General features: G+C 71.7%; 23 protein-coding genes and 2 pseudogenes. 14 read left to right on the forward strand and 11 right to left on the reverse strand.

Annotated elements, in window-relative coordinates:
• Positions 1–39 precede the first annotated feature (39 nt).
• A complete protein-coding gene (locus N8I86_RS07465; protein WP_073895212.1) occupies positions 40–468 on the forward strand; it encodes a type II toxin-antitoxin system Rv0910 family toxin in 429 nt (142 codons plus the stop codon).
• Between the two features lie 61 nt (positions 469–529).
• Here N8I86_RS07465 and N8I86_RS07470 read toward each other — a convergent pair whose 3' ends face one another.
• Positions 530–1,156: a PadR family transcriptional regulator gene (locus tag N8I86_RS07470; protein ID WP_073895396.1), complete on the reverse strand. Its 627-nt coding sequence runs from the start codon at positions 1,154–1,156 to the stop codon at positions 530–532.
• 223 nt (positions 1,157–1,379) lie between these two features.
• Between N8I86_RS07470 and N8I86_RS07475 the strand changes: the two genes are divergently transcribed.
• On the forward strand, positions 1,380–2,144 hold the full coding sequence (locus N8I86_RS07475) for an SDR family NAD(P)-dependent oxidoreductase (RefSeq protein ID WP_263277442.1): 765 nt from the start codon (positions 1,380–1,382) through the stop codon (positions 2,142–2,144).
• A gap of 34 nt (positions 2,145–2,178) precedes the next feature.
• Here N8I86_RS07475 and N8I86_RS07480 read toward each other — a convergent pair whose 3' ends face one another.
• The gene (locus N8I86_RS07480) at positions 2,179–2,787 is read right to left on the reverse strand and encodes a TetR/AcrR family transcriptional regulator (RefSeq protein ID WP_123438597.1); all 609 of its coding nucleotides are present in this window, start codon (positions 2,785–2,787) and stop codon (positions 2,179–2,181) included.
• A 51-nt stretch (positions 2,788–2,838) separates the two neighbouring features.
• Positions 2,839–3,201 carry a MerR family transcriptional regulator gene (locus tag N8I86_RS07485; protein WP_073895216.1) on the reverse strand — a complete coding sequence of 121 codons (363 nt, stop codon included), beginning with the start codon at positions 3,199–3,201 and terminating at the stop codon, positions 2,839–2,841.
• Positions 3,202–3,293: 92 nt separating this feature from the next.
• Here N8I86_RS07485 and N8I86_RS07490 point away from each other — a divergent pair, with 92 nt between their 5' ends.
• Both N8I86_RS07490 and N8I86_RS07495 read left to right on the forward strand, forming a co-directional pair.
• Positions 3,294–3,731, forward strand: coding sequence for a hypothetical protein (locus N8I86_RS07490; RefSeq protein WP_263277443.1), 438 nt, complete (start codon positions 3,294–3,296; stop codon positions 3,729–3,731).
• A gap of 45 nt (positions 3,732–3,776) precedes the next feature.
• The gene (locus N8I86_RS07495) at positions 3,777–4,589 is read left to right on the forward strand and encodes a PhzF family phenazine biosynthesis protein (protein WP_073895220.1); all 813 of its coding nucleotides are present in this window, start codon (positions 3,777–3,779) and stop codon (positions 4,587–4,589) included.
• Positions 4,590–4,605: 16 nt separating this feature from the next.
• Here N8I86_RS07495 and N8I86_RS07500 read toward each other — a convergent pair whose 3' ends face one another.
• Together N8I86_RS07500 and N8I86_RS07505 are read right to left on the reverse strand one after the other, a co-directional pair.
• The gene (locus tag N8I86_RS07500; protein ID WP_382987985.1) at positions 4,606–5,370 is read right to left on the reverse strand and encodes a CPBP family intramembrane glutamic endopeptidase; all 765 of its coding nucleotides are present in this window, start codon (positions 5,368–5,370) and stop codon (positions 4,606–4,608) included.
• A gap of 486 nt (positions 5,371–5,856) precedes the next feature.
• Positions 5,857–7,374 carry a glutamate--cysteine ligase gene (locus N8I86_RS07505; RefSeq protein ID WP_073895224.1) on the reverse strand — a complete coding sequence of 506 codons (1,518 nt, stop codon included), beginning with the start codon at positions 7,372–7,374 and terminating at the stop codon, positions 5,857–5,859.
• A gap of 570 nt (positions 7,375–7,944) precedes the next feature.
• Here N8I86_RS07505 and N8I86_RS07510 point away from each other — a divergent pair.
• Positions 7,945–8,529 (forward strand): hypothetical protein, encoded by a 585-nt coding sequence (locus N8I86_RS07510; RefSeq protein WP_073895226.1) that lies wholly within the window; start codon positions 7,945–7,947, stop codon positions 8,527–8,529.
• Between the two features lie 305 nt (positions 8,530–8,834).
• Positions 8,835–9,041, forward strand: coding sequence for a DUF5999 family protein (locus N8I86_RS07515; RefSeq protein WP_073895228.1), 207 nt, complete (start codon positions 8,835–8,837; stop codon positions 9,039–9,041).
• A 111-nt stretch (positions 9,042–9,152) separates the two neighbouring features.
• Here the strand turns inward: N8I86_RS07515 and N8I86_RS07520 are convergent, their stop codons facing one another.
• The 3 genes and pseudogenes from N8I86_RS07520 to N8I86_RS07530 all read right to left on the reverse strand — a co-directional run bounded on the left by N8I86_RS07520 (position 9,153) and on the right by N8I86_RS07530 (position 11,471).
• Complete coding sequence (locus tag N8I86_RS07520) at positions 9,153–9,980, reverse strand: carbohydrate ABC transporter permease (RefSeq protein WP_073895230.1); 828 nt, start codon at positions 9,978–9,980, stop codon at positions 9,153–9,155.
• Complete coding sequence (locus N8I86_RS07525; protein WP_073895232.1) at positions 9,977–10,969, reverse strand: carbohydrate ABC transporter permease; 993 nt, start codon at positions 10,967–10,969, stop codon at positions 9,977–9,979. Before N8I86_RS07525 ends, N8I86_RS07520 begins: the two co-directional genes overlap by 4 nt.
• Before the next feature lie 6 nt (positions 10,970–10,975).
• Positions 10,976–11,471 (reverse strand): annotated as a pseudogene (locus tag N8I86_RS07530) (hypothetical protein).
• Between the two features lie 450 nt (positions 11,472–11,921).
• Between N8I86_RS07530 and N8I86_RS07535 the strand changes: the two are divergent.
• The 4 genes from N8I86_RS07535 to N8I86_RS07550 all read left to right on the forward strand — a co-directional run bounded on the left by N8I86_RS07535 (position 11,922) and on the right by N8I86_RS07550 (position 15,889).
• A complete protein-coding gene (locus N8I86_RS07535; RefSeq protein ID WP_073895236.1) occupies positions 11,922–12,452 on the forward strand; it encodes a universal stress protein in 531 nt (176 codons plus the stop codon).
• 113 nt (positions 12,453–12,565) lie between these two features.
• Positions 12,566–13,099: a hypothetical protein gene (locus N8I86_RS07540; protein ID WP_263277444.1), complete on the forward strand. Its 534-nt coding sequence runs from the start codon at positions 12,566–12,568 to the stop codon at positions 13,097–13,099.
• 287 nt (positions 13,100–13,386) lie between these two features.
• Positions 13,387–15,345: an APC family permease gene (locus tag N8I86_RS07545; RefSeq protein ID WP_263277445.1), complete on the forward strand. Its 1,959-nt coding sequence runs from the start codon at positions 13,387–13,389 to the stop codon at positions 15,343–15,345.
• Between the two features lie 148 nt (positions 15,346–15,493).
• Positions 15,494–15,889: a TOBE domain-containing protein gene (locus N8I86_RS07550; protein WP_073895242.1), complete on the forward strand. Its 396-nt coding sequence runs from the start codon at positions 15,494–15,496 to the stop codon at positions 15,887–15,889.
• A 28-nt stretch (positions 15,890–15,917) separates the two neighbouring features.
• Here the strand turns inward: N8I86_RS07550 and N8I86_RS07555 are convergent, their stop codons facing one another.
• Together N8I86_RS07555 and N8I86_RS07560 are read right to left on the reverse strand one after the other, a co-directional pair.
• Positions 15,918–16,490 carry a PucR family transcriptional regulator gene (locus tag N8I86_RS07555; protein WP_317633647.1) on the reverse strand — a complete coding sequence of 191 codons (573 nt, stop codon included), beginning with the start codon at positions 16,488–16,490 and terminating at the stop codon, positions 15,918–15,920.
• A pseudogene (locus N8I86_RS07560) lies at positions 16,476–16,907 on the reverse strand (molybdopterin-dependent oxidoreductase); the annotation flags it as partial. The pseudogene N8I86_RS07560 and the gene N8I86_RS07555, both read right to left, overlap by 15 nt.
• A 200-nt stretch (positions 16,908–17,107) precedes the next feature.
• Here N8I86_RS07560 and modA point away from each other — a divergent pair.
• The 4 genes from modA (at position 17,108) to N8I86_RS07580 (ending at position 20,399) form a co-directional block, all read left to right on the forward strand.
• Complete coding sequence (modA, locus tag N8I86_RS07565; RefSeq protein ID WP_263277446.1) at positions 17,108–17,941, forward strand: molybdate ABC transporter substrate-binding protein; 834 nt, start codon at positions 17,108–17,110, stop codon at positions 17,939–17,941.
• Between the two features lie 85 nt (positions 17,942–18,026).
• The gene (locus N8I86_RS07570; protein WP_317633598.1) at positions 18,027–18,797 is read left to right on the forward strand and encodes an ABC transporter permease; all 771 of its coding nucleotides are present in this window, start codon (positions 18,027–18,029) and stop codon (positions 18,795–18,797) included.
• On the forward strand, positions 18,794–19,951 hold the full coding sequence (locus N8I86_RS07575) for an ABC transporter ATP-binding protein (RefSeq protein ID WP_263277447.1): 1,158 nt from the start codon (positions 18,794–18,796) through the stop codon (positions 19,949–19,951). Before N8I86_RS07570 ends, N8I86_RS07575 begins: the two co-directional genes overlap by 4 nt.
• Positions 19,952–19,979: 28 nt before the next feature.
• A complete protein-coding gene (locus N8I86_RS07580) occupies positions 19,980–20,399 on the forward strand; it encodes a TOBE domain-containing protein (protein WP_073895250.1) in 420 nt (139 codons plus the stop codon).
• 55 nt (positions 20,400–20,454) lie between these two features.
• Here N8I86_RS07580 and gcvP read toward each other — a convergent pair whose 3' ends face one another.
• Complete coding sequence (gene gcvP / locus N8I86_RS07585; RefSeq protein ID WP_263277448.1) at positions 20,455–23,340, reverse strand: aminomethyl-transferring glycine dehydrogenase; 2,886 nt, start codon at positions 23,338–23,340, stop codon at positions 20,455–20,457.
• Between the last annotated feature and the right edge of the window lie 170 nt (positions 23,341–23,510).

The raw sequence follows: 23,510 nt of genomic DNA on the forward strand, positions 1-23,510 counted from the left end.
CACCGTAGCCCGATACGCCCGACCCGAAGGGGTGGTCGCATGGCCGAAGTCAGCGCGGAGGCACGCATCCAGGCGCCGGCCGAGAAGGTGTGGGCCCAGCTCACCGACTGGCCGTCGTACCCGGAGTGGAACGCGACCCACACCAGCTTCCCCGAGGGCGGCCCCAAGACCCTGGCGGTCGGCGGGACGTTCCAGGAGAACATGAAACTGATGGGCTTCCCCGCGGAGGTCGACTGGACCATCGAGGAACTGGAGCCGGCCCGGGTGCTCGCGATTCGCGGCAAGGGCCCGATGGCGGTGACCGTCGCCACCCGCTACACGCTCACCCCCGACGGAGAGGCCACAACCCTGCGCATCGACGGCGAGTTCACGGGAGCCGCGGTGTCGTTGATGGCGGGCAAGCTCAAGGACTCCGCGACGGCCGCCCTGAACGAGTCGCTGCGCAAGCTGGACGGTCTGGTGACCTGAGCCGGGACGCGGAAAGGCGCCCCGCGCGGGTGTCGCGCGGGGCGCCTTCACGGCCGTTGGCTCAGTGCTCGTCGGCCAGGATGAGGTACAGCTTCTTACGGGCGTCGTTGATGACGGTCAGCGCCTTCTCGCGCTGCTCCTTGCTGCCGGTCTTCCAGACCTGGCCGAAGGCCTCCATCAACCCGAAGCCTGCCTGACGGATCTCGCTGAGGGCCTCCCAGTCGACCCCGCGCGAAGCCTCCTCCCAGGGGGCCTCCGGGCCCTCCTCGGCGGCGCTGCGCCCGGTGTCCGTGAGGGAGAACAGCTTCTTGCCGCCCTCGCTCTCGCTGGCGATCAGGCCCTCGTCCTCCAGCAGTTGCAGGGTGGGGTAGACCGAGCCGGGGCTCGGCTTCCACGCGCCGCCGCTGCGTTCGGCGATCTCCTGGATCATCTCGTAGCCGTGCATGGGCCGCTCCTTGAGCAGGGCCAGGATCGAGGCGCGCACGTCACCTCGCCGCGCCCTTCCTCGCGGGCCCCCGCGCCCTCGCGGCCCCCAGGGTCCGGGGCCGAACCCGGGACCACCCGGGCCGAAACCCGGACCGCCCGGACCGAAGGGCCCGAAAGCCGCCCGCCGGCCCTCGAAGCCGCCCTGGCCCCAGCGGCCGGGGCCCTCGTGCCGATGTCCACGCTCGTATCCGTGGGAACGCATCGCGATCACTCCATTACATCGATGATCTGTCGTGTATGCATCGCGTATCGTTCGCGATGGCTCAACGATATATCGGAACCGATTGCCTGACAACCCTCCCCACACCCGGGGCGTAGCTGCTCTCTGGACTTGCAGGTCCAATTTCTGGCTCGCACAGTGGCCTCGCACAGTGGCTTCGTACCGAACGAACCGAGAGACCCGAGCAACGGAGTGGATCATGTCGATGTCGATGCGACTTGCGGGCCGGACTGCCCTGGTGACCGGCGCGACCAGCAACATCGGGCGGGCCATCGCGGAGGCGTTCGCCGCGGAGGGTGCCCAGGTCGCCGTGTCGGGCCGCAGTCCCGAGCGCGGCCGGGAGGTCGTCGAGGGGATCCGCGCACGCGGCGGACTCGCCGACTTCGTTTGGGCCGACCTGGACGGGAGCGCCGCCGCCTCGACGGCACTGGCGCGGGAGGCGGCACGGGTCCTGGGCGGCCGTGTCGACGTGCTGGTCAACAACGCCGGCATCTACCCCGGCGACACCACGGCGGCCACCGACGAGAAGACCTTCGACGAGGTGTACGCGGTCAACGTGAAGGCGCCGTTCTTCCTCACCGCGGCCGTCGCGCCCGCCATGGTGGACGCCGGCGGCGGGACGATCATCAACCTGGGCTCCTGGATCGCACGCCTCGGCATCCCGGTCGGTGCCCTCTACAGCTCCACCAAGGGCGCCATGGAGACGCTGACCCGCGCCTGGGCGGCGGAGTTCGGCCCGCACGGGGTGCGAGTGAACGCGATCTCCCCCGGCGTGGTGCAGACGGCCGCCCCCGGGGAGGTCCACCCCGCCGAGGTCATGATGAAGGGCACGCCCGCGGGACGGATGGGCACCCCCGAGGCCGTCGCCGACGCCGCGGTGTACCTGGCCGGGGACGAGTCCTCCTTCGTCCACGGCATCGTCCTGGACGTCGACGGCGGCCGCACCGCGGCAGCCGTGATCGCCGGGTGAGGAAAGGGGACGCGGCCGGTCCCGCGACGCGCCCTCAGGAGAGCGGCGGAGCCGCCCGGCGCAGGTCCTCGATGCCCTGGTCGAGGGCGGCGCGCAGGTGGGTGGAACGGCCCGTCGACAGCAGGATGGAGACACCCCCCTGGACCGCGGCGAGCAGCGCCGCCGCGCGCGCGTCCACGTCGACTCCGGCGGGGAGCCTGCCGGTCGCCTGCAGCGACCGGATGCCCGCGGCCAGGCCCTCCTGCCAGCGCCGCATCAGCTCGATCACGATCGCCCGCGCCCCCGGGGTCGAACGCCCGACCTGAAGGAACAGCGAGCCGAGCGGGCAGGTGTCCCCCTGGGCCTCGTACCGCTCGACCACCACGTCCCGCCACCGTTCCCAGGCCTCCCACGAGTCGAGGCGGCCGAGTTCGGGCTGCTGGTCCTCGATGACCTGATCCGCCTCGAACCGCGCCACGGCGAGGAGCAGTTCGTCCTTGCCGGCCGGGAAGTAGTGGAACAGCTGGCTCTTGCTGGTGCTGGTCCGCGCCATCACGTCCTCCAGGGTCGCCGTCGCGACACCCTTCTCCCGCAGCACCTCGGCGGCCCCTTCGACGATCCGGCTCCGGGTCGCCCGCCCCTTCGCGGTCAGTTTCGCGCCCACGCCCGCCTCCTCCGCAATGGACCATGCGGTCCATCGTAGGCAGGGCAGGGTTCAGGAGGCCTCGTTCGCGCGCAGGGGGCAGGCGGTCCCGGCCCGGGAGGTGAGGTCGGCCCGCAGAGCCGCGAGCGCGGCCATGCGCTCGTCGACGAGGCGGATCTTTTCCGCCAGCAGGGCGGACAGCGCCTCGCCACTGTCCGGGGCGTCCCGCAGTTCCGCACCGTGCCGGGCGATCTCGGCGAGGGTGAACCCCAGCGACTGCGCGGTGCGGACGTGGCGCAGCCAGGTCACCGTCTCCGGCCGGAAGTCGCGGTAGCCGTTGGGCAGGCGGTCGCCCGCGATCAGGCCGATCTTCTCGTAGAAGCGCAGCGTGTCCTTGGACACCCCGCTGCGCGCGGCCAGTTCTCCGATCCGCATGGCTCCCCCGCCGCTCGGTCGACTTGACCTTGGAGCGTACTCCGCTGTCTAGCGTGAGCGGCGCCCGAGCAAGCCCCTCCCGAGGAGTCCCGATGAGCCCTGCCGCCCCCGCCTACCTGCGTCTCGTCCGGACGAGCGGCTGGTACGACCTGGTCGTCACGGCCGGTTTCGCGACCCCCTGGAGCTACGCCCTGGTGCACCGTCTGCTGTCGGCCGCGGGGGACGCGGCGGGTCTCGGCACCATGCCCGCACTCACCCCGATGCAGACGCTCTACGCCAACCTCATGGGCTCGGTCGTGGTGGCCTGGTCCCTCCTGCGGGTGCTACGGCCCGTTCCGGAGCACGGGCTGCTGGACGGGATGGCGCGCGTCCTGTTCTCCCTCTGGCAGGCCTATGCGCTGGCGCACGGCGGGCCGGCGGTGCTGTGGCCGTTCCTCGTGGTGGAGATGTCGTTCGGGGCTGCGCAGCTCCTCCCGTGGGCGTGGGCGGTCCGCGCGACCGCCGGGCGGAAATCAGTCCGGCAGCCGTGAATTGGCCTTGGGCGTGGCGCCGGCGCGTTCACTAGCGTCGGCGCCATGCGTATCCGAATCGTCGACGCCTTCACCGACCGCCCCTTCGCCGGCAACCCGGCCGGAGTACTGCTCCTCGACGACGTCTTCCCGGACGACGACTGGCTCCAGAACGTCGCCATGGAGGTCAACCACGCCGAGACCGCGTTCGCGCACCGGCTGCCCGGAGACGGCGAGGCGGACTGGGCACTGCGCTGGTTCACCCCGGTCGCCGAGGTCGCGATGTGCGGCCACGCCACCCTCGCCACGGCCCACGTGCTGCGCACCACCGGTGCCCACGAGGGCCCGGTGCGGTTCGCCACCCGCAGCGGTGTGCTCATCGCCACGCCCGCTGCGGACGGCTCGGTCACCCTGGACTTCCCGACGGCCCCGCTCACCCGCGTGGAGGCGCCGGCCGGGGTCGCGGAGGCACTGGGCGCGGAGCCGGCCGCGGCCTTCGACACCGGCCCGAACGTGGGCGACCTCCTCGTGGAACTGGCCGACGAGAAGACCGTCCTCGGCCTCTCCCCCGACCACAGGGCGCTCGGCGCCCACTCCGCGCGCGGCATCATCGTCACCGCCCGGGCCGAGGACCCGGCCCGGGGCTACGACTTCGTCTCCCGCTGCTTCTTTCCCAACGTCGGCATCGACGAGGACGCGGTGACCGGCAGCGCCCACACGGCACTCGCCCCGCACTGGGCGGCCCGTCTCGGCCGCGACGACCTCACCGGGCTCCAGGCGTCCCCGCGCAGCGGGCTGGTGCGCGTCGGTCTGCGCGGCGCGCGCACGCTGCTCACCGGGCACGCGGTCACGGTCATCGAGGGCGAGCTGCGCGCCTGAGCGGCGCCCGCGGCGGTCAGGCCGTCGGCAGCCAGCCCACCTTCCCCGCGAGCAGGGCGTAGCCGACGAACGCGCCGATGTCGAGCAGCGAGTGCGCGACGACCAGCGGGCCGACCCGGCCCCAGCGGCGGTACAGCCAGACGAACACCACGCCCATGACCATGTTGCCGATGAAGCCGCCGATGCCCTGGTAGAGGTGGTACGAGCCGCGCAGCACCGCGCTGGCGACCAGCGCGGTGCCCGGGGTCCAGCCGAGCTGGCCCAGCCTGCGCAGCAGGTAGCCGACGACGATGACCTCTTCGAGGATCGCGTTCTGCAGCGCGGACAGGACGAGCACGGGGTACTTCCACCACACGTCGGGAAGTGCCTCGGGTACGACGGTGAGGTTGAATCCGAAGCCGCGGGCGGCCAGGTAGAAGGCGATGCCGGTGCTGCCGATCACGGCCGCGACGGCGGCTCCCCGGCCGAGGTCGGGCCACGGGCGGGTGCGGTCGAAGCCGAGCGTCCGCATGCTCCGTCCCTCGCGCATCAGCAGGTGGGCGACGAGCGCCACGGGCACCAGGGCGGAGGCGATGCCGAAGAGCTGCCAGGCGAGGTCGAGCCATGGGCGGCCGGGTGCCGCCGAGGCGTTCAGGGTGGCAGCCTGGTCCTTCAGACCGCCCGGCTTGGTGACCGAGCCGATGAAACTGATCAGCGCGGAGACACCGCTCGCGCCCAGCGAGAGCGCGAGGACGAGCAGCGTCTCGTCGCGCAGCATCCGCCGCGGATCACGCTCCCGCATCCCGGAATCGGCCACCGACTCAGCGTCCACCTGCACTCCTGCCTCCACCGGCTCATGGACCCCCGGCCCACCTTCGCCCGCAAGGATCGCAGAAGAGCCTGGGAGCACCCCGCCAAGGCCCACGCCCAGGGCTCCCGGATGAGCGCATCGCGGTACGCAGGACCTGGCAAGGGCGGCTCGCAGGACCTGGCAAGGGCGGCTCGGTGGGCTGAGGGGGCCGAGCGCCCGGCACGCCCGCAGCGCCCGCAGCGCTCACCGCGCGACCGGCGACCGGCGACCGGCGACCGGCGACCGGCGACCGGCGACCGGGTAGAACGAACCGGCCCGCCCGCACGTCGTCAGCGCAGGCCGATACCCCGCCCGGCCCCCTGACGCAGCCGATCGCAGTCGATCGCAGCCGATCACCGCGGCCCCCGGCACAGAGCGGCGCCCAGCCGACGGTCTTCGCGGGCACCCCTCAGCCGGCCACGACGCACCTCTGCGGGCTCAGCCCAGCGGTACCGGTTCGGGCAGGCCGACCGGCCAGGTGTGGACCGGTTCGCCCACGTGCATCAGCTCGGCGTAGCGCCGTGTCGTCGCGGCCAGCGCGGCCTCACGGCTCAGGCCCTGCTCCAGGGCGCGGTGGAAGGTCGCCGCCTGCCAGGACGCGCCGTTGACCCGGCGCCGGCAGCGTTCCTCGATGACGCCAAGGTAGAGGTCGCGGTCGGCGGCCTCGACGCCCCACGCGTCCAGCCCGGCGGCGGCGAGCGGCAGCAGTTCGTCGCGGACCAGGGTCACCGCGTCGACCTCGCCCGTACCGCCGTACCGGCCCCGGCGCGGCCAGACGAACCGCGCGTCGATCCCGTGCCGGCAGGCCGCGTCGAAGTTGGCCTCGGCCACCTCGAAGGGCATCCGGGTCCACACCGGGCGGGACTCCTCGGCGAGGGCGCGCACCAGGCCGTAGTAGAAGGCCGCGTTGGCGATCACGTCGGTGATGGTCGGCCCGGCCGGCAGTACCCGGTTCTCCACCCTGAGGTGCGGGACGCCGTCCGCGATGCCGTACACCGGCCGGTTCCAGCGGTAGATCGTGCCGTTGTGCAGGACCAGCTCGGCGAGCTTGGGAACGCCACCCGCCTCCAGGACCTCCAGCGGTTCCTCGTCGTCGCACAGCGGCAGCAGCGCCGGGAAGTAGCGCAGGTTCTCCTCGAACAGGTCGTACGCGGAGGTGATCCAGCGCTCGCCGAACCAGGTGCGCGGCCGTACGCCCTGCGCCTGGAGCTCGGGGGGCCGGGTGTCGGTGGACTGCAGGAACAGCGGCGGCCTGGACTCGCGCCACAGCTCGTGACCGAAGAGGAACGGCGAGTTGGCGCCGACGGCGATCTGCGCGGCGGTCGCCACCTGCGCCGCGTTCCACACGTCGGCGAACCGGCCCGGAGTGACCTGCAGGTGCAGCTGCACGGACGTGCACGCCGCCTCGGGCACGATCGACTTGGACGTGCAGACCAGGTGCTCCACGCCCTCGATGTCGAGCCGGAAGTCCTCCCCGCGCGCGGCCACGATCTGGTCGTTGAGCAGGGTGTACCGGTCGACCTCGGACAGGTTGGAGGAGACCAGGTCGTCCCGGTCCAGGGTGGGCAGGATGCCGATCATCACGATGCCCGCGTCCACCTCGCCGGCCTTGCGGTCGGCGTAGGCGAGCGAGGTCCGCAGTTCTTCGGCCAGCCGGTCGAATACCCGTCCGCCCAGCCGGTGCGGGGCGATGTTGACCTCCAGGTTGAACATCGCCAGTTCGGTCTGGAAATCTCGGCTCGCGATGCGCTCCAGTACCTGCCCGTTCAACATTTTGGGCATGCCGTCGGATCCCGCGAGATTCAATTCGATCTCGACCCCCATGAGGTTCTTGGGGCGATCGAACCGCTTCTCTGCCAGCAGGCGCTCGAGTCCCGTCAGGCACTTTTGGAGCTTTTCGCGGTAGCGCTGGCGATCGGACAGGTCGAACTGCCCTGCCGCGACCTTCTCCCCCATCGAAGTGTCCCTCCTCGGATGGGCGGGCCGACGATCCGGCCGCCGGGCTCTCCCGGGTCAGGTGGGATGATGCCCAGCCCGGGCGATCGATAACGTCCCGCGCGGGCCCGGCGCCCGCTAGTCTGTCGAATGTTCCCCGCGGCACATTCACGGGGCATGCTGCACCGTGCATCTTCGGGTGCCCCGAACGCCTCGTGAAAAACGCCGACGACATTCGGCCGACCGCTACCGGCGCGTAGAACCAGGTCAGCGGTGAGGTACCGGCTCGGGAATCGGGATGAGCCCCGCAAATCGACGACTCATTAGCGCCTTGCGGGACTTACCGAAATGGGATAGACGAAACAACGGCCGAACATGCGTCATATAAACTTCGTCCACAAGGCAGAAGGTTGGCGCCCTCGGTCCTGGTTCCTGCCGCGTTCCTGCCGTCACCACGACGGGCGGCGGGCCGAGCCGCACCCTTTGTTCACCGACCCGGGCCCACACCCCTTTGGCCTTCCGTGAGCAGACAGCGCCGTCCGCCCCACCCCTCCTCGCGCCGCCGCGCCTGTCGACTGAGAGGCGACCCACATGCCGCTTCACGTGCCCCCTGCCCCTGCGCCCGCCCTGCGCTCCGTCCTCACCGCCCTCGGTTCCCCGACCGCGGTGCGTGAGGCCCGCACCCCTTCCCTGCGCGCCGCGCAGGGCCCCGCGACACCCGAACTTCCGCTGCCTGTCCACGTGTTGGACCGCATCACCGCGCAGGGCCTGTCCGCCACCCGACTGGCGGGCTGGCGCTTCCTGATCCGTTGCGGCGACCGGGCCGTCGCCGCGGCGGACACCATGCTCACCCCCGACGGCTGGGCCTTCTCGCACTTCTTCGAGGGCCCGTACGTCACCTCCACCGAGCGCGCACTGGAGCAGGCCGAGGCGCTGCAACAGCCGTACCAGGCACGACTGCTGTCCGTGCCCGGTCTCTACATGCTCACCCTGTGGCTGCACGGCGACTGCGCGGCCGACGGCGCCGAGGGCCACCCGGCGGCCACCGATCTGCTCGTCCCGCTGGCACCGGCACCGCCCGGCATACCCACGCACCGGCCCTTCCCGGTAGCCGAGTTGCTGCCGGTGCTGACCCATCGCGCCACTCCTGTCCCGCTGCTCGGCTCACCCGCCTGACCGAGGGCCTCGTACCCCGCTTCCCTCCAGGGAAGCGGGGTACGACTGTGTGTGCACATGAGGTACGGCTGCGTAGCCGCGCGCCCGGTCGCACCGAGCGGACTAGCCCGTTCTGACCACGGGAAACCACCCGAAGAGACAGTGCAGTTGGACTGAACCGTCCGCGCGGGTGACACGTCATGAACCTATGAGAAGCGGTGCTGCGAAATCCCTGCGGAACGACGCCCAGAGGGCAACACTGGGACCGACCGACTCATCACCACGGGGGACCGGACATGACCACGACACAGCGAAAGATCCCACCCATGTGCCAGCACCAGCCACCGTGCCCGCCAGCAGAATCCGCCGACCGGGAGTCCGCCCGACTCGTGGCGCACCACCCGGAGCAGGGATGGAGTCTGCTGTGCAACGGCGTCCTCCTCTTCGAGGACACCGGTGAGCTGCTGCCCGACGGCCGCATCATCGCTCCGCACCGTCCGCTGGGCGCGGAGCGCGTGATGACCGCCGCCTGAGCAGAGCACGAGCGACCCGAGGGGCCGGCCGCACACACCCGGTGCGCACCGGCCCCGACGTGTGTCCGGGGCCGGTCACCGTCCGTAGCCAGAGGTGACAGTGGGCACGGTTCAGCCCTTGGTCGCGCCCGCCGTGAGGCCGCCGACCAGCTGGCGCTCGGCGACCGAGTAGAAGGCGAGCGCGGGGACCATGGCGAGCACCAGGTAGGCGAAGACCCGCGCGTACTCCGCCGAGTACTGTCCCTGGAACTGCTGGACGCCGATGGGCAGGGTCCACCAGGTGCCGTCGGTGAACACCAGCAGCGGCAGGAAGAAGTTGTTCCAGCTGGTGACCACGGCGAGGACCGAGACCGTGCCGAGCGCGGGCCGGGCCATGGGCAGCAGCACCCGCCAGAAGAACCCGAAGGCACCGCATCCGTCGAGCGTGGCCGCCTCCTCCAGTTCGCCGGGGATCTGCCGGAAGAATCCGCGCAGGATGATGATCGTCATCGGCACTCCGAACGCGGCTTGCGGAAGGATCACCCCGAGCGGGTTGTCCAGCAGGTCCAGGGAGCGCAGCAGCAGGAACAGCGGCAGGGCGGCCACCGCGAAGGGGAACATCAGCCCCAGCGTGAAGCACGTGAACAGCAACTCCCGTCCGCGGAAGGCGAAACGGGCGAAGGAGAAGGCCGCGAGCGCGGACACCGCGACCACGAGGACGGTGGTCGCCACCGCGATCAGCGTGCTGTTCCCGAGGAGCCGCCAGAAGTCGCCCGAGCCGAGGATGCCGGTGTAGTTGCCGGTCAGCCACCGGTCCGGGAGGCCGAACGGATTGCGGGACAGCTCGTCGGTGGACTTGAAGCCGGACAGCACGGCGTACGCCAGGGGCACCAGCATCACCACGCCGACCACGACGAGGATCGCGTGCAGCGGCAGCGTCCGTAAGGTCCTACGGCTCATGTGCCGGCTCCCCTCATCGTGGTGGTGGCCCCTTCCAGGTCACGGCGGAGCACGAACCGCTGGTAGGCGAGGGCGAAGACGAGGCAGATGCCGAACATGACCACGCTGATCGCGCTGGCGTAGCCGACCTGGTAGCGCTTGAAGCCGTACTGGAACACGGTCACGGCCATCGTCTCGGAGTGGTGGTCGGGACCGCCCTGGGTCACGACCCACACCAGGTCGAACAGCTGGATCGACCCGATGACGGACAGGAAGACGCTGATGCGCAGGGTGGGCGCGAGCAGCGGCAGGGTGACGTTGCGGAAGCGCTGCCAGGGGCCCGCGCCGTCGATCAGCGCGGCCTCGGTCAACTCGGCCGGGACCGCCTGGAGTCCGGCCAGATGGAGCATCATGTGGAAGCCGAAGTACTTCCAGGTCATGACCAGGAAGAGAGTCGCCATGACGGAGGAGGGCCCGGCGAACCACTCGCCGCCCAGGCCGTCGAGGCCGACCGCGCCGAGGACGTGGTCGGCGAGCCCGTCGCCGGGGGCGAAGACCATGCCGAACAGCACACCGGTGATGGCCTCGGACAGGACGTACGGCGCGAAGAACAGCGTCCGGTAGACGGCCCGCCCGCGCAGCCGCTGGTTGAGCAGTACGGCCATGGCCAGGGCGAAGGGCAGCTGGAGGGCGAGCGACAGGACGACCAGGACCAGGCAGCGCCAGAGGTCGCCCAGGAAGACCGGGTCCTCGAACAGCCGGGTGAAGTTGTCGCCGCCGGCATAGTCGGAGGGCATGCCGAACCCGCCCCAGCGGAAGAAGGCGGCGTACAGCGCGAACAGCACCGGCAGCAGTACCAGTCCGGTGAACAGCAGCAGCGCGGGCAGCTGGAAGCCCACCGCGGTGAGCCAGTGCAGCGCGCGCCGCCGTGTCCGCCCGCCGGCCGCGTCCGGTGCCGTTCGGCCGGCGGCGGAGCCGGTGCGCCGGTCCGGGAGGAAGGTGGAGGTCATCGCCGGTTACTGCGCTTCCCCGGCGGCCTTCGTGATCGACCGCGCCACCTGCTCGGGTGTCCTGGACCCGGCGATCAGCGCGGTCACACTGTCGTTGACCTCCTGGCCGACGGCGGGCGCGTAGGCCTGGTCGAGGTAGAGCTGGAAGCCGGTCGCGGCCTTCAACTGGGCTTGTACGGCCTTGAGGTTGCGGTCGCCGAGGGCGCTCTCGGCGGCGGGGACGACCGGCAGCACTCCGGTCTTCCGCACGAGTGGCGTCGTTCTCCAGTTGGACGATCTTGATTCTGACCGTGGGGTGCTCGGCCTCGAACTTCTTGGCGAGGCCGGCCCACACGGTCTTGGTCGGCTCCGTGGTCGAGATGTTCCACCACTCGATCGTGGTCGTCCCCGAGGACGACCCTCCGTCCGAGTCGCCGCCGCAACCGCTGAGCGCGGTCGCTCCCAGGCCGGCGGCCACGGAGGCCGCCAGAAAGCCGCGGCGGGACAGTGCGGGGTCGCCCATCATGCGCTCCTTCGAAACTTTCGGGTTTGCTTCGGAGAGGTCCGGACGAGAAGCGCTGGGCTCGTGACGCGTGGTCCGTCACGCTGACCCCAGCCCGGCACTTCGAAACATTCGGAGCAAGTCCCGAACGTTCCGAACCCGGACTCTAGGAAGGCGGGTGGGGAGCGTCAAGGTGTCGCGCACGAGTTGGGCGCGCGGGGGCTCGGGGGGACCGGGAGACATGGCGGCGGACTCCCCCGTTCGGTGCTCGAATGTTTCGGTCGAAGCGCCGATTCCCGCGTCTTCGGGGCGAGTTGCGAAGAGGTCGGCGGTGCCGCCCGCCCGGACCCCGCCGCCCGGCTGGTCGAATCGCCGCCGCGGGAGTGGGATGGAAGGAGAGCAAGGGCCTCGCGGGTCTCGCGCCCGCAAAAGTCGCCCGGTCGGCGCCCGTACGCAACGAACGGGGGAGTCATGTCCGGTTACGACGCCTCGGCGGCCGCCCGTGTGGTGGTCGGTGTGAACGGCTCCCTGGGCAGCGTCACGGCTCTGCGGCGGGCCACCGCGCTCGCCCGCCGGCTGGGCGCCGAACTGTGGCCGGTACTCGCCTGGGAACCGCCGGGCGGGGACCCCGCCGCGCGGCGCTCCCCCGCCGCCGCCCTGCTGGTCGAGGAGTGGCAACGGCTGGCCGGACAGCGGCTGGCATCGGTGCTGGACGAGATCTTCGGGACCGAGGGCCCCGGGGTGCCGATGCACCCCGTCATCGTCCGCGGCGCCCCGGGCCGGGCGCTGGTCGCGACCGCGGACCGGGACAACGACCTGCTGGTCGTCGGCGCGGGGCGGCGCGGCCTGCAACGCGCCTTCTCCGGCCGGGTCTCCCGGCACTGCCTGGCCCACGCCCGCTGTCCGGTCCTCGCGGTGCCCCCGTCCCCGCTGGAGTCCGAGCTGCTGTCCGTGCACCGGCGCAACACCTGGCATCTGCGCATGGACACCCGGGGTCTGTGAGAGAGGGCCGGGTGCTGTGACCGCGTCAAGAACGGCCCCGCAGGCGTCAGGGCGCCGTCAGGGGGCGGTGCGGACGGTTTCCACCGGGGCGGCCACTGTCTACCGTCGACACCATGAAGCACCGCGACGACCTGCGCCCCCTCGCCGGAGGGGTGGTGCACGACCGCAGCTGGGCCGAGGAGGTACGCACGTCGGCCCGCTGCTCCGCCGCGCTGTTCGTCCTGCTGCTGTTCGTCGACTGGGCGGCGGGCTCCCTCGACTGGTGGCGCGGCGGCCTGTGGCTGCTGCTGGCGCTGCTCCTGCTCCTCGTCCTGTTCCCGGCCCGGGTGTCGGCCGGCGAGGGCTGGCTCGCCAGCCGCCGCCTGCTGCGCACCCGCCGGGTCCGCACCGACCTGCTGGTGACGGTACGCCCGGTGAACGGCGTGACCCGGCGCCTGGTGCTGGCCGACGCCTTCGGCGACCGCGTCGAGATCGACCCCGAACTCCTGATCCGCAATCCCGACCTCTGGTACCGCCTCGACGAGGGCACGCGCGGCTCGGAGAGGAACGGAACGCTGCGGCGCGGCACGGCGGCCCTGCACAGCCTCGCCGACGACCTCGACCGGGAGACGGCCCTGAGCGTCTTCCGCGCCTCGGGCCTGGACTGACCACCCGGGCCCGCCACACCGCATGCCCTCCCGCGTCGTAGAACATGACGCTCGGTGTCCGCCTCTCGGGCGATGCCGCGTTCGGGTTCCCGGTCGGTTCCCTGCCGGCCGACCGTCTCCCGCCTCCGCTTCTTGATGCGGTGCGCGCGGCAGGGGGCCATTCTTAACGCAAGATTGACGCCCACGGAGCCCCGATCCGTGGGCCCTGGCGTCACTCTCTGCTTACGCTGGTGCCGCCGTCCGCGTGATGGCCGGAACCCTCGGAGCCACACGTCAGGAGCACCTCCATGGCCACGACCGAACGCCCTCCCAGTACCGGCCGCCTGCGCGCCTGGATGCTGGAGGGCCTGTCCGACATGGGCAAGCCCGGTGGCCACACGGGACCGCACGCCGAACCCGAACCCCCGCACAAGGGGCAGCGCTGGTGGCGGGTGATGTGCCTGACCGGTGTCGACTACTTCTCGACCCTCGGGTACCAGCCGGGCATCGCGGCTCTGGCGGCCGGCCTGCTCTCCCCCATCGCCACCATCGTCCTCGTCATCGTGACCCTGGCCGGCGCCCTGCCGGTCTACCGCCGCGTCTCGGAGGAGAGCCCGCACGGCGAGGGCTCGATCGCGATGCTGGAGCGGCTGCTGTCGTTCTGGCAGGGCAAGCTCTTCGTGCTCACCCTGCTCGGCTTCGCGGCCACGGACTTCCTGATCACCATCACCCTGTCCGCGGCCGACGCCTCCACCCACCTGGTGGAGAACCCGCATCTCACCAGCACCCTCCAGGGCCACCAGATGGTGATCACCCTCTTCCTGGTGGCCCTGCTCGGCGCGGTGTTCCTGAAGGGCTTCCTGGAGGCCATCGGCGTCGCGGTCGCCCTGGTCGGCATCTACCTCGTGCTCAACCTCGTCGTGGTGATCGTCGGCATCTACCACGTCCTCACGGCCGAACACGTCGTCGCGGACTGGGCGTCCGCCCTGACGGCGGAACACGGCAACGTCTTCGTGATGATCGGCGTGGCCCTGATCGTCTTCCCGAAGCTCGCCCTCGGCCTGTCCGGCTTCGAGACCGGCGTCGCCGTCATGCCGCACGTCCAGGGCGACCCGGGCGACACCGAGGAGCGGCCGACCGGCCGGATCAGGGACACCAAGAAGCTGCTGACGACCGCCGCGCTCATCATGAGCTGCTTCCTGATCACCACCAGTTTCATCACCACCCTGCTGATCCCGGAGAACGAGTTCAAGCCCGGCGGTGCGGCCAACGGCCGTGCGCTCGCCTACCTCGCGCACGAGTACCTCGGTGGCGCCTTCGGCACGGTCTACGACGTCTCGACCATCTGCATCCTGTGGTTCGCGGGCGCGTCCGCCATGGCCGGCCTGCTCAACCTGATGCCGCGCTACCTGCCCCGCTACGGCATGGCCCCGCAGTGGGCGCGCGCGGTGCGCCCGATGGTCATCGTCTTCACGCTGGTCGCCTTCCTGGTGACCTGGATCTTCGACGCCAACGTCGACAAGCAGGGCGGTGCGTACGCCACCGGTGTCCTGGTGCTGATCAGCTCGGCGGCGATCGCCGTGACCATCGCCGCCCGCAAGGCCCGGCAGCGGCACTGGACCGTCGCGTTCGCGGTGATCGCCACGGTCTTCCTCTACACGACCGTGGTGAACGTCATCGAGCGCCCGGACGGTGTCAAGATCGGCGCCTGCTTCATCGTCGGCATCATGCTGGTCTCCTTCCTGTCCCGGCTGGCCCGCGCCTTCGAACTGCGCGTGACCAGCGTGACGCTCGATCCGATGGCCGAACGTTTCATCCGGGACATGGCCAGCCGCAAGATGCGGTTCATCGCGAACGAGCCGGACCGCCGTGACAAGGCCGAGTACCGGGACAAGATCGAGCAGATCCGCGCGGACAACGACATGCCCGAGCAGGAGGACTTCGTCTTCGCCGAGGTCACGGTCACCGACCCGTCCGAGTTCGAGACGGGCATGACCGTCCGCGGCGAGGTCCTGCACGGCCGCTACCGCGTGCTGACCCTGGAGCACTCCTCCATCCCCAACGCCCTGGCCGCGCTGCTCCTGCACGCCCGGAACACCACCGGCTGCACCCCGCACATCTACTTCGAATGGACCGAGGGCACGCCGTTCGCCAACTTCCTGCGGTTCTTCCTGTTCGGCCAGGGCGAGGTCGCCCCGGTCACCCGCGAGGTGCTGCGCGAGGCGGAACCGGACCGTGCGCGCAGGCCGCGCGTGCACACGGGCTGAACCCCGCGCGTCCCCACCGGCCGGCCCCGCCCGTGCACACGCGCTGACCCCGGGCGCGCCGGCGGCGGCTCCCCGTCCGGCCCTCCCGTCGTCCGCGACGGCCGACCCCGGTCCGCGGTGCCCGCCGCCTGGCCCTATCGTGACCGGCATGCAGTCCTACACGATCGGCCAGGCGGCGCGGCTGCTCGGCGTGAGCCCGGACACCGCCCGCCGCTGGGCCGACGCGGGCCGGGTGGCCACCCATCGCGACGAAGCGGGACGCCGTCTCATCGACGGCCAGGATCTCGCCGCGTTCTCGGTCGAACTGGCCAGGACGGGCGGCGGCGAGGAGGACGCCTCCTACACCTCGGTCCGCAACGCCTTCCCCGGGATCGTCACCGCCATCAAACTCGGTGACGTCGCCGCCCAGGTGGAGATCCAGGCGGGCCCGCACCGGCTGGTGTCGCTGCTGACCCGGGAGGCGGTGGAGGAGCTGGGCCTGGAGGTGGGCATGGAGGCCACCGCGCGCGTGAAGTCCACCAACGTGCACATCGACCGCGTCTGACCCACCGGGCGCCGGTGGTCGAAGCCCCTCAGCGGCACAGCAGCGCCGCCCACAGGTCGAGCCGGTCCGTCAGCCGGGACAGGTCACGCCCCGTCAGCCGCTCGATGCGCTCGACCCGGTAGTGCACCGTGTTGACGTGCAGGTGCAGTGCCTGTGCGGTCCGCGCCCAGGAGCCGTCGCAGGCGAGGAAGGTCTCCAGCGTGTCGAGCAGGGCGGCGATCGGCGGCCGGCCGGTCTCCAGCAGCGGGCCGAGGACCTTGGCGCCGAAGGCCCGGCGCACCTCGGCCGGTACCCCGGCGAGCAGGCCGTCGAGGCTGGTCAGCGACGTCGCGTCGGTGAGGCGTGACGTGCCCGGCGCGCCGGTCCGGGCCGCGGAGAGGGCGTAGCGGGCCTGGGCCGGCGCGCCGGGCAGGCCCTCGGGACCGGCCACGGGCGCCGCGGTGCCACCGTGCAGCACGGTGTCCGGCACGCATCCTCCGACGAGTTGCCACACGTCGCCCAGCCGGCCGGCCGCTGACGCGCGACCGGGTGTGGCTGGCGCTGGACGCCGCAGAGCCGACCCGCGCGAACCGTCCGGCTCGAAGCGGTACCCCCCGTCCACCCGGATCGCGGTGATCCCGCTGATGTGCCGGGCTCCGCACCGGTCCTGCGGCAGGACCAGCTGAGGCCCCGCCGCGTCCAGCGGGGTGTCGTCGATGGAGACCGCCAGCAGTACGGGCGCGGCGGCGAAGTCCGGGTCGATCTCGGCCCAGGACAGCACTGCGTGGTGGCCGTCGGTGCCGGTGACCGCGATGAGGAACCGCAGCCGGTCCTTGCGCCGCCCCGGATCGAAGCCGGGGCCGGCGTCGGCGAGTACGTCGTACAGGCGCGGTCCGGCGAACCGGTGGTGCCGGGTGCCGCTGGTCGCGCACTCGAAGCTGACGTCCGCACGGTGCTGCGGCCAGCGCAGCAGCCGCGGCACGGTCAGCAGGGCGGGTCGTACCAGATCGCCGGTCAGGGCGAGTTCCGCGAGCGTCACCGTCGACCACCTCCCGCAGCACCGTACCCGCCCGGAAGTGCCGTACAAACGCACATGCAAGCTACAAACCGCGGGTTCGCAGCTCATGCGATGCGACAGGAGACTTACTCCTGGCAGATGCGGCAGTATCATCGCCGCACGGCCGATCGCCTGGCCGACAGGGCGCGACAGTTGATCCACAGAACCCGAGGAGTAGATCCGTGAAGACCCGTTCCGTGCGCCGGACCCGCCGGACGCTGCAGCTGGCCGGTGCGGGAGCCGCCGCCCTGATGGCACTCAGCGCCTGCTCCTCCTCGTCCGACACCGACAAGGCCACCGACACCTCCGGGAAGTCGGACACCCCGGCCTCGCCGAAGCTCTCCGGCACGGTCACCGTGTTCGCGGCGGCCTCCCTGAAGGAGAGCTTCACGACCCTGGGCAAGGAGTTCGAGAAGCAGCACCCGGGCACCAAGGTCAGCTTCAACTTCGGCGGCAGCGACGCGCTCGCCGCGAGCATCACCAGCGGCGCCCCGGCGGACGTCTTCGCCGCCGCGAGCCCCAAGACCATGGCGATCGTGACGGACAAGAAGGACGCGGTCGGCGCTCCGGCCACGTTCGTCCGCAACCAGCTGGAGATCGCCACCGTGCCGGGCAACCCGCACAAGGTGGCCTCCCTGAAGGACCTCACCAAGTCCGGCCTGAAGGTCGTCCTGTGCGACAAGACCGTGCCGTGCGGCGCCGCCGCGCAGAAGGCCCTGGACGCCGGCGGCCTCAAGCTCACCCCGGTCTCCTACGAGCAGGACGTCAAGGGCGCCCTGAACAAGGTGCAGCTGAAGGAGGCCGACGCCGCCGTCGTCTACAAGACCGACGTGAAGGCCGCGGGTGGCAAGGTGGAAGGCGTGGAGTTCCCCGAGTCGGCCAAGGCCATCAACGACTACCCGATCGCCCTGCTGAAGAACGCCGAGCACGCTGAGACCGCCAAGGCGTTCATCGCCCTCGTGCAGTCCGCCGAAGGGCAGCAGGTGCTGAGCAAGGCCGGGTTCCTCAAGCCGTGACCCGGCTCGACGAGCCCGGCGCCGCGGCCGGCCCCCGCACGGGCCGGCCGCGGCGCCGCCGCGCCGGCACGGGGGCCGGCGCGGGGTGCCCCTGCCACTGCTCCTGCCGGGCCTGATCGCCCTGGTGTTCCTGCTCCTGCCGCTGCTCGCGCTGCTGCTGCGGGCGCCCTGGCGCAGCCTGCCGGAACAGCTGACCAGCCCCGAGGTGTGGCAGGCGCTGCAGCTGTCCCTGATCACCGCCACCGCCGCCACGGCCGTCAGCCTCGTCCTGGGCGTGCCGCTGGCCTGGCTGCTGGCCCGCACCGAGTTCCCCGGCCGCGGTCTCGTGCGCGCCCTGGTGACGCTCCCCCTGGTCCTGCCCCCGGTGGTCGGCGGTGTGGCCCTGCTCCTGGCCCTCGGCCGCAACGGGGTGGTCGGCCAGTGGCTCGACTCCTGGTTCGGGATCACCCTGCCCTTCACCACCGCTGGCGTGGTGATCGCGGAGGCGTTCGTCGCGATGCCGTTCCTGGTCATCAGCGTCGAGGGCACGCTGCGCGCGGCCGACCCGCGCTACGAGGAGGCGGCCACCACGCTCGGCGCGTCCCGGTTCACCGCGTTCCGCCGGGTCACGCTGCCCCTGATCGCCCCCGGTGTCGCGGCGGGCTCCGTGCTCGCCTGGGCCCGCGCGCTCGGCGAGTTCGGCGCGACGATCACCTTCGCCGGCAACTTCCCCGGCCGCACCCAGACCATGCCCCTGGCGGTCTACCTCGCCCTGCAGAACGACCCGGAGGCCGCCATCGCCCTGAGCCTGGTCCTGCTGGCCGTGTCCATCACGGTACTGGCCGGCCTGCGCGACCGCTGGATGACGACATCATGAGCAATCCGCATTCCAGGACGGCCGACGACGCCGGATCCTCCGGCGGACGGGACGCGGAAACCGTACGGGAACACTCCGTGGCCGCCGCCCCACCGCGGGAGCCCCTCGCAGGTGACGCCGGCCTCGACGCCCACCTCGTCGTCGAGCGCTCCGCCTTCCGCCTGGACGTGGCCCTGACGGCCGTCCCCGGGGAGGTCGTCGCCCTCCTCGGGCCCAACGGCGCGGGCAAGACCACGGCCCTGCGCGCCCTCGCCGGCCTCGTCCCGCTCAGCGCCGGACACCTGCGCCTGGACGGCAGCGCCCTGGAGCGCACGCCCCCGGAGAACCGTCCGGTCGGCGTCGTCTTCCAGGACTACCTGCTCTTCCCGCACCTGTCCGCGCTGGACAACGTGGCCTTCGGCCCCCGCTGCCAGGGCGTGGGCAAGGCGGAGGCCCGCGCCCAGGCCGCCGCGTGGCTGGACCGGATGGGGCTCGCCGACCACGCCGGTGCCAAGCCCCGCCGGCTCTCCGGCGGCCAGGCCCAGCGTGTGGCGGTCGCCCGCGCCCTGGCCACCCGCCCCCGGCTGCTACTGCTGGACGAACCGCTGGCCGCACTGGACGCCCGCACCCGTCTGGAGGTCCGCGCCCAGCTCCGCCGCCACCTGGCCGCGTTCGAGGCGGTCGCCGTGCTGGTCACCCACGACCCGCTGGACGCCATGGTGCTCGCGGACCGGCTGGTGGTCGTCGAGCACGGCCGGGTCGTCCAGCAGGGCACCCCCTCCGACATCGCCCGTCATCCACGCACGGACTACATCGCCCAGCTCGTCGGCCTCAACCTCTACCGCGGACGCGCCGACCGGCACACGGTACGGCTCGACGCCGGCCCCTCGATCACCACCACGGAAGACCTGTCCGGGCCGGTGTTCGTGGCGTTCCCGCCGTCCGCCGTGACCCTGTTCCGCGACCGGCCCACGGGCGCGAGCGCACGGAACCTGTGGCGCTGCGAGGTCACCGGACTGGAGACCCACGGCGACCAGATCCGCGCCGACCTGGCCGGTGAGCTGCCCCTGGCCGCGGACCTGACCACGGTGGCCGCCGCCGAACTCGGTCTCCATCCGGGTGCACCGGTCTGGGCGACGGTCAAGGCGACGCAGACGCACGCATACCCGGCCTGAACGCCTTCCCCCACTACGGTGAGGGCCCATGACTCTGAGCATCCGCAATCAGCTTCCCGGCACCGTCACCGAGGTGCGGCCGGGCGAGGTCATGGCGACCGTGAAGGTCCGGCTGACCGGCGGGCAGAACCTCACGGCGGCCATCACGCTGGAGGCCGTCGAGGAGCTCGGCCTCGCCCCGGGCTCCGAGGTGCGCGCCCTGGTGAAGTCGACCGAGGTCGCCCTCGCCACCAGCCGCACCGAGGGCCTGTCGATCCGCAACCAGGTCCCGGGCACGGTCACCCAGCTCCTGCTCGGCGAGGTCATGGCCACCGTGAGGGTCTCCATGGCCGGGGGCGAACTCACCGCCGCGATCACCAAGGACGCGGCCGGCGACCTCGGGCTCTTCGTGGGCTCCGACGTCATCGCCCTGATCAAGTCCACCGAGGTCGCCCTGGCGACGGCGTAGGAAGCCCGAAGGCCCCGCCCGGATTCCGGGCGGGGCCTTCGGCCGTCGGGTTCGCTCAGTCCTCGTACGCGTCCAGCGGCGGGCAGGAGCACACCAGGTTGCGGTCGCCGAAGGCCTGGTCGATACGGCGCACCGGGGGCCAGTACTTGTCGGCGGCCGAGACGCCGGCCGGGAAGACGGCGTCCTCGCGGCTGTAGGCGTGCGTCCACTCACCGCCGAGCGCGGCAGCGGTGTGCGGGGCGTTCGCCAGCGGGTTGTCCTCCGCCGGCCACTCGCCGGCGGCGACCTTCTCGATCTCGGCGCGGATGGCGATCATCGCGTCGCAGAAACGGTCCAGCTCGATGAGGTCCTCCGACTCGGTGGGCTCGATCATCAGCGTGCCGGCCACCGGGAAGGACATCGTCGGCGCGTGGAAGCCGTAGTCGATCAGGCGCTTGGCCACGTCGTCCACGCTCACGCCGGTCGCCTTCGTGAGCGGGCGCAGGTCGATGATGCACTCGTGCGCGACCAGGTTGCCGGGACCGGTGTAGAGGACCGGGAAGTGCGGCTCGAGGCGCTTGGCGACGTAGTTCGCCGAGAGCACGGCGACCTGGGTGGCCCGCTTGAGGCCCTCGCCGCCCATCAGGCGGACGTACGCCCACGAGATGGGCAGGATGCCCGCGCTGCCCCACGGCGCCGCCGAGATCGGGCCGACGCCCGTCTCGGGGCCGGCCGCCGGCTGGAGCGGGTGGTTCGGCAGGTACGGCGCCAGGTGCTCGCGGACCGCGACCGGGCCGACGCCGGGGCCACCGCCACCGTGCGGGATGCAGAAGGTCTTGTGCAGGTTCAGGTGGGAGACGTCACCGCCGAAGTGACCCGGCTTGGCGAGGCCGACCAGCGCGTTGAGGTTGGCGCCGTCGACGTACACCTGACCGCCGGCCTCGTGCACCTGGGCACAGATGTCGGCGACGTGCTCCTCGAACACACCGTGCGTGGAGGGGTAGGTGATCATCAGCACGGACAGCTCGTCACGGTGCTTCTCGATCTTGGCGCGCAGGTCCTCGACGTCGATCTCGCCGTCCTCGGCGGTCTTGACGACGACGACCTTCATGCCGGCCATCACGGCGCTCGCCGCGTTGGTGCCGTGCGCGGAGGACGGGATGAGGCAGATGGTGCGCTGCTCGTCACCGTTGGCCCGGTGGTAGCCGCGGACGGCCAGCAGACCGGCGAGCTCGCCCTGCGAACCGGCGTTCGGCTGGAGGGAGACCTTGTCGTAGCCGGTGACCTCGGCGAGACGCTCCTCCAGCTCGCGGATGAGCGTGAGGTAGCCCTCGGCCTGCTCGGCGGGCACGAAGGGGTGCAGCTGGCCGAACTCGGGCCAGGTGACCGGCTCCATTTCGGTGGTCGCGTTGAGCTTCATGGTGCAGGAGCCCAGCGGGATCATGCCGCGGTCGAGCGCGTAGTCGCGGTCGGCGAGCTTGCGCAGGTAGCGCAGCATCGCGGTCTCGGAGCGGTGCTCGTGGAAGACCGGGTGGGTCAGGTAGTCGTCGGTGCGCAGCCGCGCCTCGGGCAGGGTGTCCTCGGCCGTCGCGTCCAGCGCCTCGATGTCGGCGTCCACACCGAAGGCGGACCAGACGGCGGCGAGCTGCGCGCGGTTGGTGGTCTCGTCGCAGGCGAGGGAGACGTGGTCGGCGTCGACCGCACGCACGTTGACCCCGTTGTCCCGGGCGGCGGCGACGACCTCGGCGGCCTTGCCGGGCACGCGCGCGGTGAGCGTGTCGAAGTACGCGCCGTGGACGATCTCGATCCCGCCGGCGCGCAGGCCCGCGGCGAGGAGGGAGGCGTAGCGGTGGGTGCGGCGGGCGATGGTCCGCAGTCCCTCGGGGCCGTGGTAGACGGCGTACATGCCGGCCATCACCGCGAGCAGGACCTGCGCGGTGCAGATGTTGCTGGTGGCCTTCTCCCGGCGGATGTGCTGCTCACGCGTCTGGAGCGCGAGGCGGTAGGCCTTGTGGCCGTCGGCGTCGACGGAGACACCGACGAGGCGGCCGGGCAGGCTGCGCGCGAACTTCTCGTGGACGGCCATGTAGCCGGCGTGCGGACCGCCGAAGCCCATCGGTACGCCGAAGCGCTGGGTGGTGCCGACGGCGATGTCCGCGCCCAGCTCGCCCGGCGAGGTCAGCAGGGTCAGGGCCAGCAGGTCGGCGGCCACGGTGACGAGGGCGCCGAGCTCGTGCGCCCGGTCGATGACCGGCTTGAGGTCGCGTACGGCTCCGGAGGCGCCCGGGTACTGCAGCAGTACGCCGTTGATCTCACGGGCGGCGAGGTCCGCCGGGATGCCGTCGCTGAGGTCGGCGACGACGACCTCGACACCGGTCGGCTCGGCACGGGTCTCGATCACGGCGATCGTCTGCGGCAGCGCGTCCGCGTCGATCAGGAAGAGGCCCTTCTTGTTCTTGCCCATGCGCCGGGACAGCGCCATCGCCTCGGCGGCGGCGGTGCCCTCGTCCAGCAGGGAGGCGCCGGAGGTGGGCAGGCCGGTCAGCTCGGCGACCATCGTCTGGAAGTTCAGCAGGGCCTCCAGACGGCCCTGGGAGATCTCCGGCTGGTACGGCGTGTAGGCGGTGTACCAGGCCGGGTTCTCCATGACGTTGCGCAGGATGACCGGCGGGGTGAAGGTGCCGTAGTAACCGAGCCCGATCATGGAGCCGAGGACCTGGTTGCGGTCGGCGAGCGAGCGCAGCTCGGCGAGCACCTCGGCCTCGGTGCGGGCACCCGGCAGGTCCAGCGCGTCGGCGTTCTTGATCACGTCCGGGACCGCGGCGGCGGTCAGGTCGTCGAGGGAGCCGTAGCCGACGTGCGCGAGCATCTTGGCCCGCGCCTCGTGGTCGGGGCCGATGTGGCGCTGCTCGAAGGGAATGCCGGCTTCGAGCTCGGCGAGCGGGGTGCGATGGGCGGTCATTGCGGAGGCCTCCTGGTCTGACGCGACCTTCGAGGGGCACCCCGGTACGGATACCCCGACGGCCTCCCCCTCTGTCATCTCAACCTGAGAGCTTCACCGGACGTCCGCGGACGCCGGCTTTCACCGTCGGTGAGGGCGGACGCCGTCGACATCCGCCCTGCTTTCCAGAG

The organism is Streptomyces albidicamelliae (assembly GCF_025642175.1).
GTDB lineage: Bacteria > Actinomycetota > Actinomycetes > Streptomycetales > Streptomycetaceae > Streptomyces > Streptomyces albidocamelliae.

Coding starts and splice junctions, on each gene's coding strand:
- N8I86_RS07465 (WP_073895212.1), top strand. CDS start 40: ATGGCCGAAGTCAGCGCGGAGGCACGCATCCAGGCGCCGGCCGAGAAG.
- N8I86_RS07470 (WP_073895396.1), bottom strand. CDS start 1,156: ATGCGTTCCCACGGATACGAGCGTGGACATCGGCACGAGGGCCCCGGC.
- N8I86_RS07475 (WP_263277442.1), top strand. CDS start 1,380: ATGTCGATGCGACTTGCGGGCCGGACTGCCCTGGTGACCGGCGCGACC.
- N8I86_RS07485 (WP_073895216.1), bottom strand. CDS start 3,201: ATGCGGATCGGAGAACTGGCCGCGCGCAGCGGGGTGTCCAAGGACACG.
- N8I86_RS07490 (WP_263277443.1), top strand. CDS start 3,294: ATGAGCCCTGCCGCCCCCGCCTACCTGCGTCTCGTCCGGACGAGCGGC.
- N8I86_RS07495 (WP_073895220.1), top strand. CDS start 3,777: ATGCGTATCCGAATCGTCGACGCCTTCACCGACCGCCCCTTCGCCGGC.
- N8I86_RS07500 (WP_382987985.1), bottom strand. CDS start 5,370: ATGCGGGAGCGTGATCCGCGGCGGATGCTGCGCGACGAGACGCTGCTC.
- N8I86_RS07505 (WP_073895224.1), bottom strand. CDS start 7,374: ATGGGGGAGAAGGTCGCGGCAGGGCAGTTCGACCTGTCCGATCGCCAG.
- N8I86_RS07510 (WP_073895226.1), top strand. CDS start 7,945: ATGCCGCTTCACGTGCCCCCTGCCCCTGCGCCCGCCCTGCGCTCCGTC.
- N8I86_RS07515 (WP_073895228.1), top strand. CDS start 8,835: ATGTGCCAGCACCAGCCACCGTGCCCGCCAGCAGAATCCGCCGACCGG.
- N8I86_RS07520 (WP_073895230.1), bottom strand. CDS start 9,980: ATGAGCCGTAGGACCTTACGGACGCTGCCGCTGCACGCGATCCTCGTC.
- N8I86_RS07525 (WP_073895232.1), bottom strand. CDS start 10,969: ATGACCTCCACCTTCCTCCCGGACCGGCGCACCGGCTCCGCCGCCGGC.
- N8I86_RS07535 (WP_073895236.1), top strand. CDS start 11,922: ATGTCCGGTTACGACGCCTCGGCGGCCGCCCGTGTGGTGGTCGGTGTG.
- N8I86_RS07540 (WP_263277444.1), top strand. CDS start 12,566: ATGAAGCACCGCGACGACCTGCGCCCCCTCGCCGGAGGGGTGGTGCAC.
- N8I86_RS07545 (WP_263277445.1), top strand. CDS start 13,387: ATGGCCACGACCGAACGCCCTCCCAGTACCGGCCGCCTGCGCGCCTGG.
- N8I86_RS07550 (WP_073895242.1), top strand. CDS start 15,494: ATGCAGTCCTACACGATCGGCCAGGCGGCGCGGCTGCTCGGCGTGAGC.
- N8I86_RS07575 (WP_263277447.1), top strand. CDS start 18,794: ATGAGCAATCCGCATTCCAGGACGGCCGACGACGCCGGATCCTCCGGC.
- N8I86_RS07580 (WP_073895250.1), top strand. CDS start 19,980: ATGACTCTGAGCATCCGCAATCAGCTTCCCGGCACCGTCACCGAGGTG.
- gcvP (WP_263277448.1), bottom strand. CDS start 23,340: ATGACCGCCCATCGCACCCCGCTCGCCGAGCTCGAAGCCGGCATTCCC.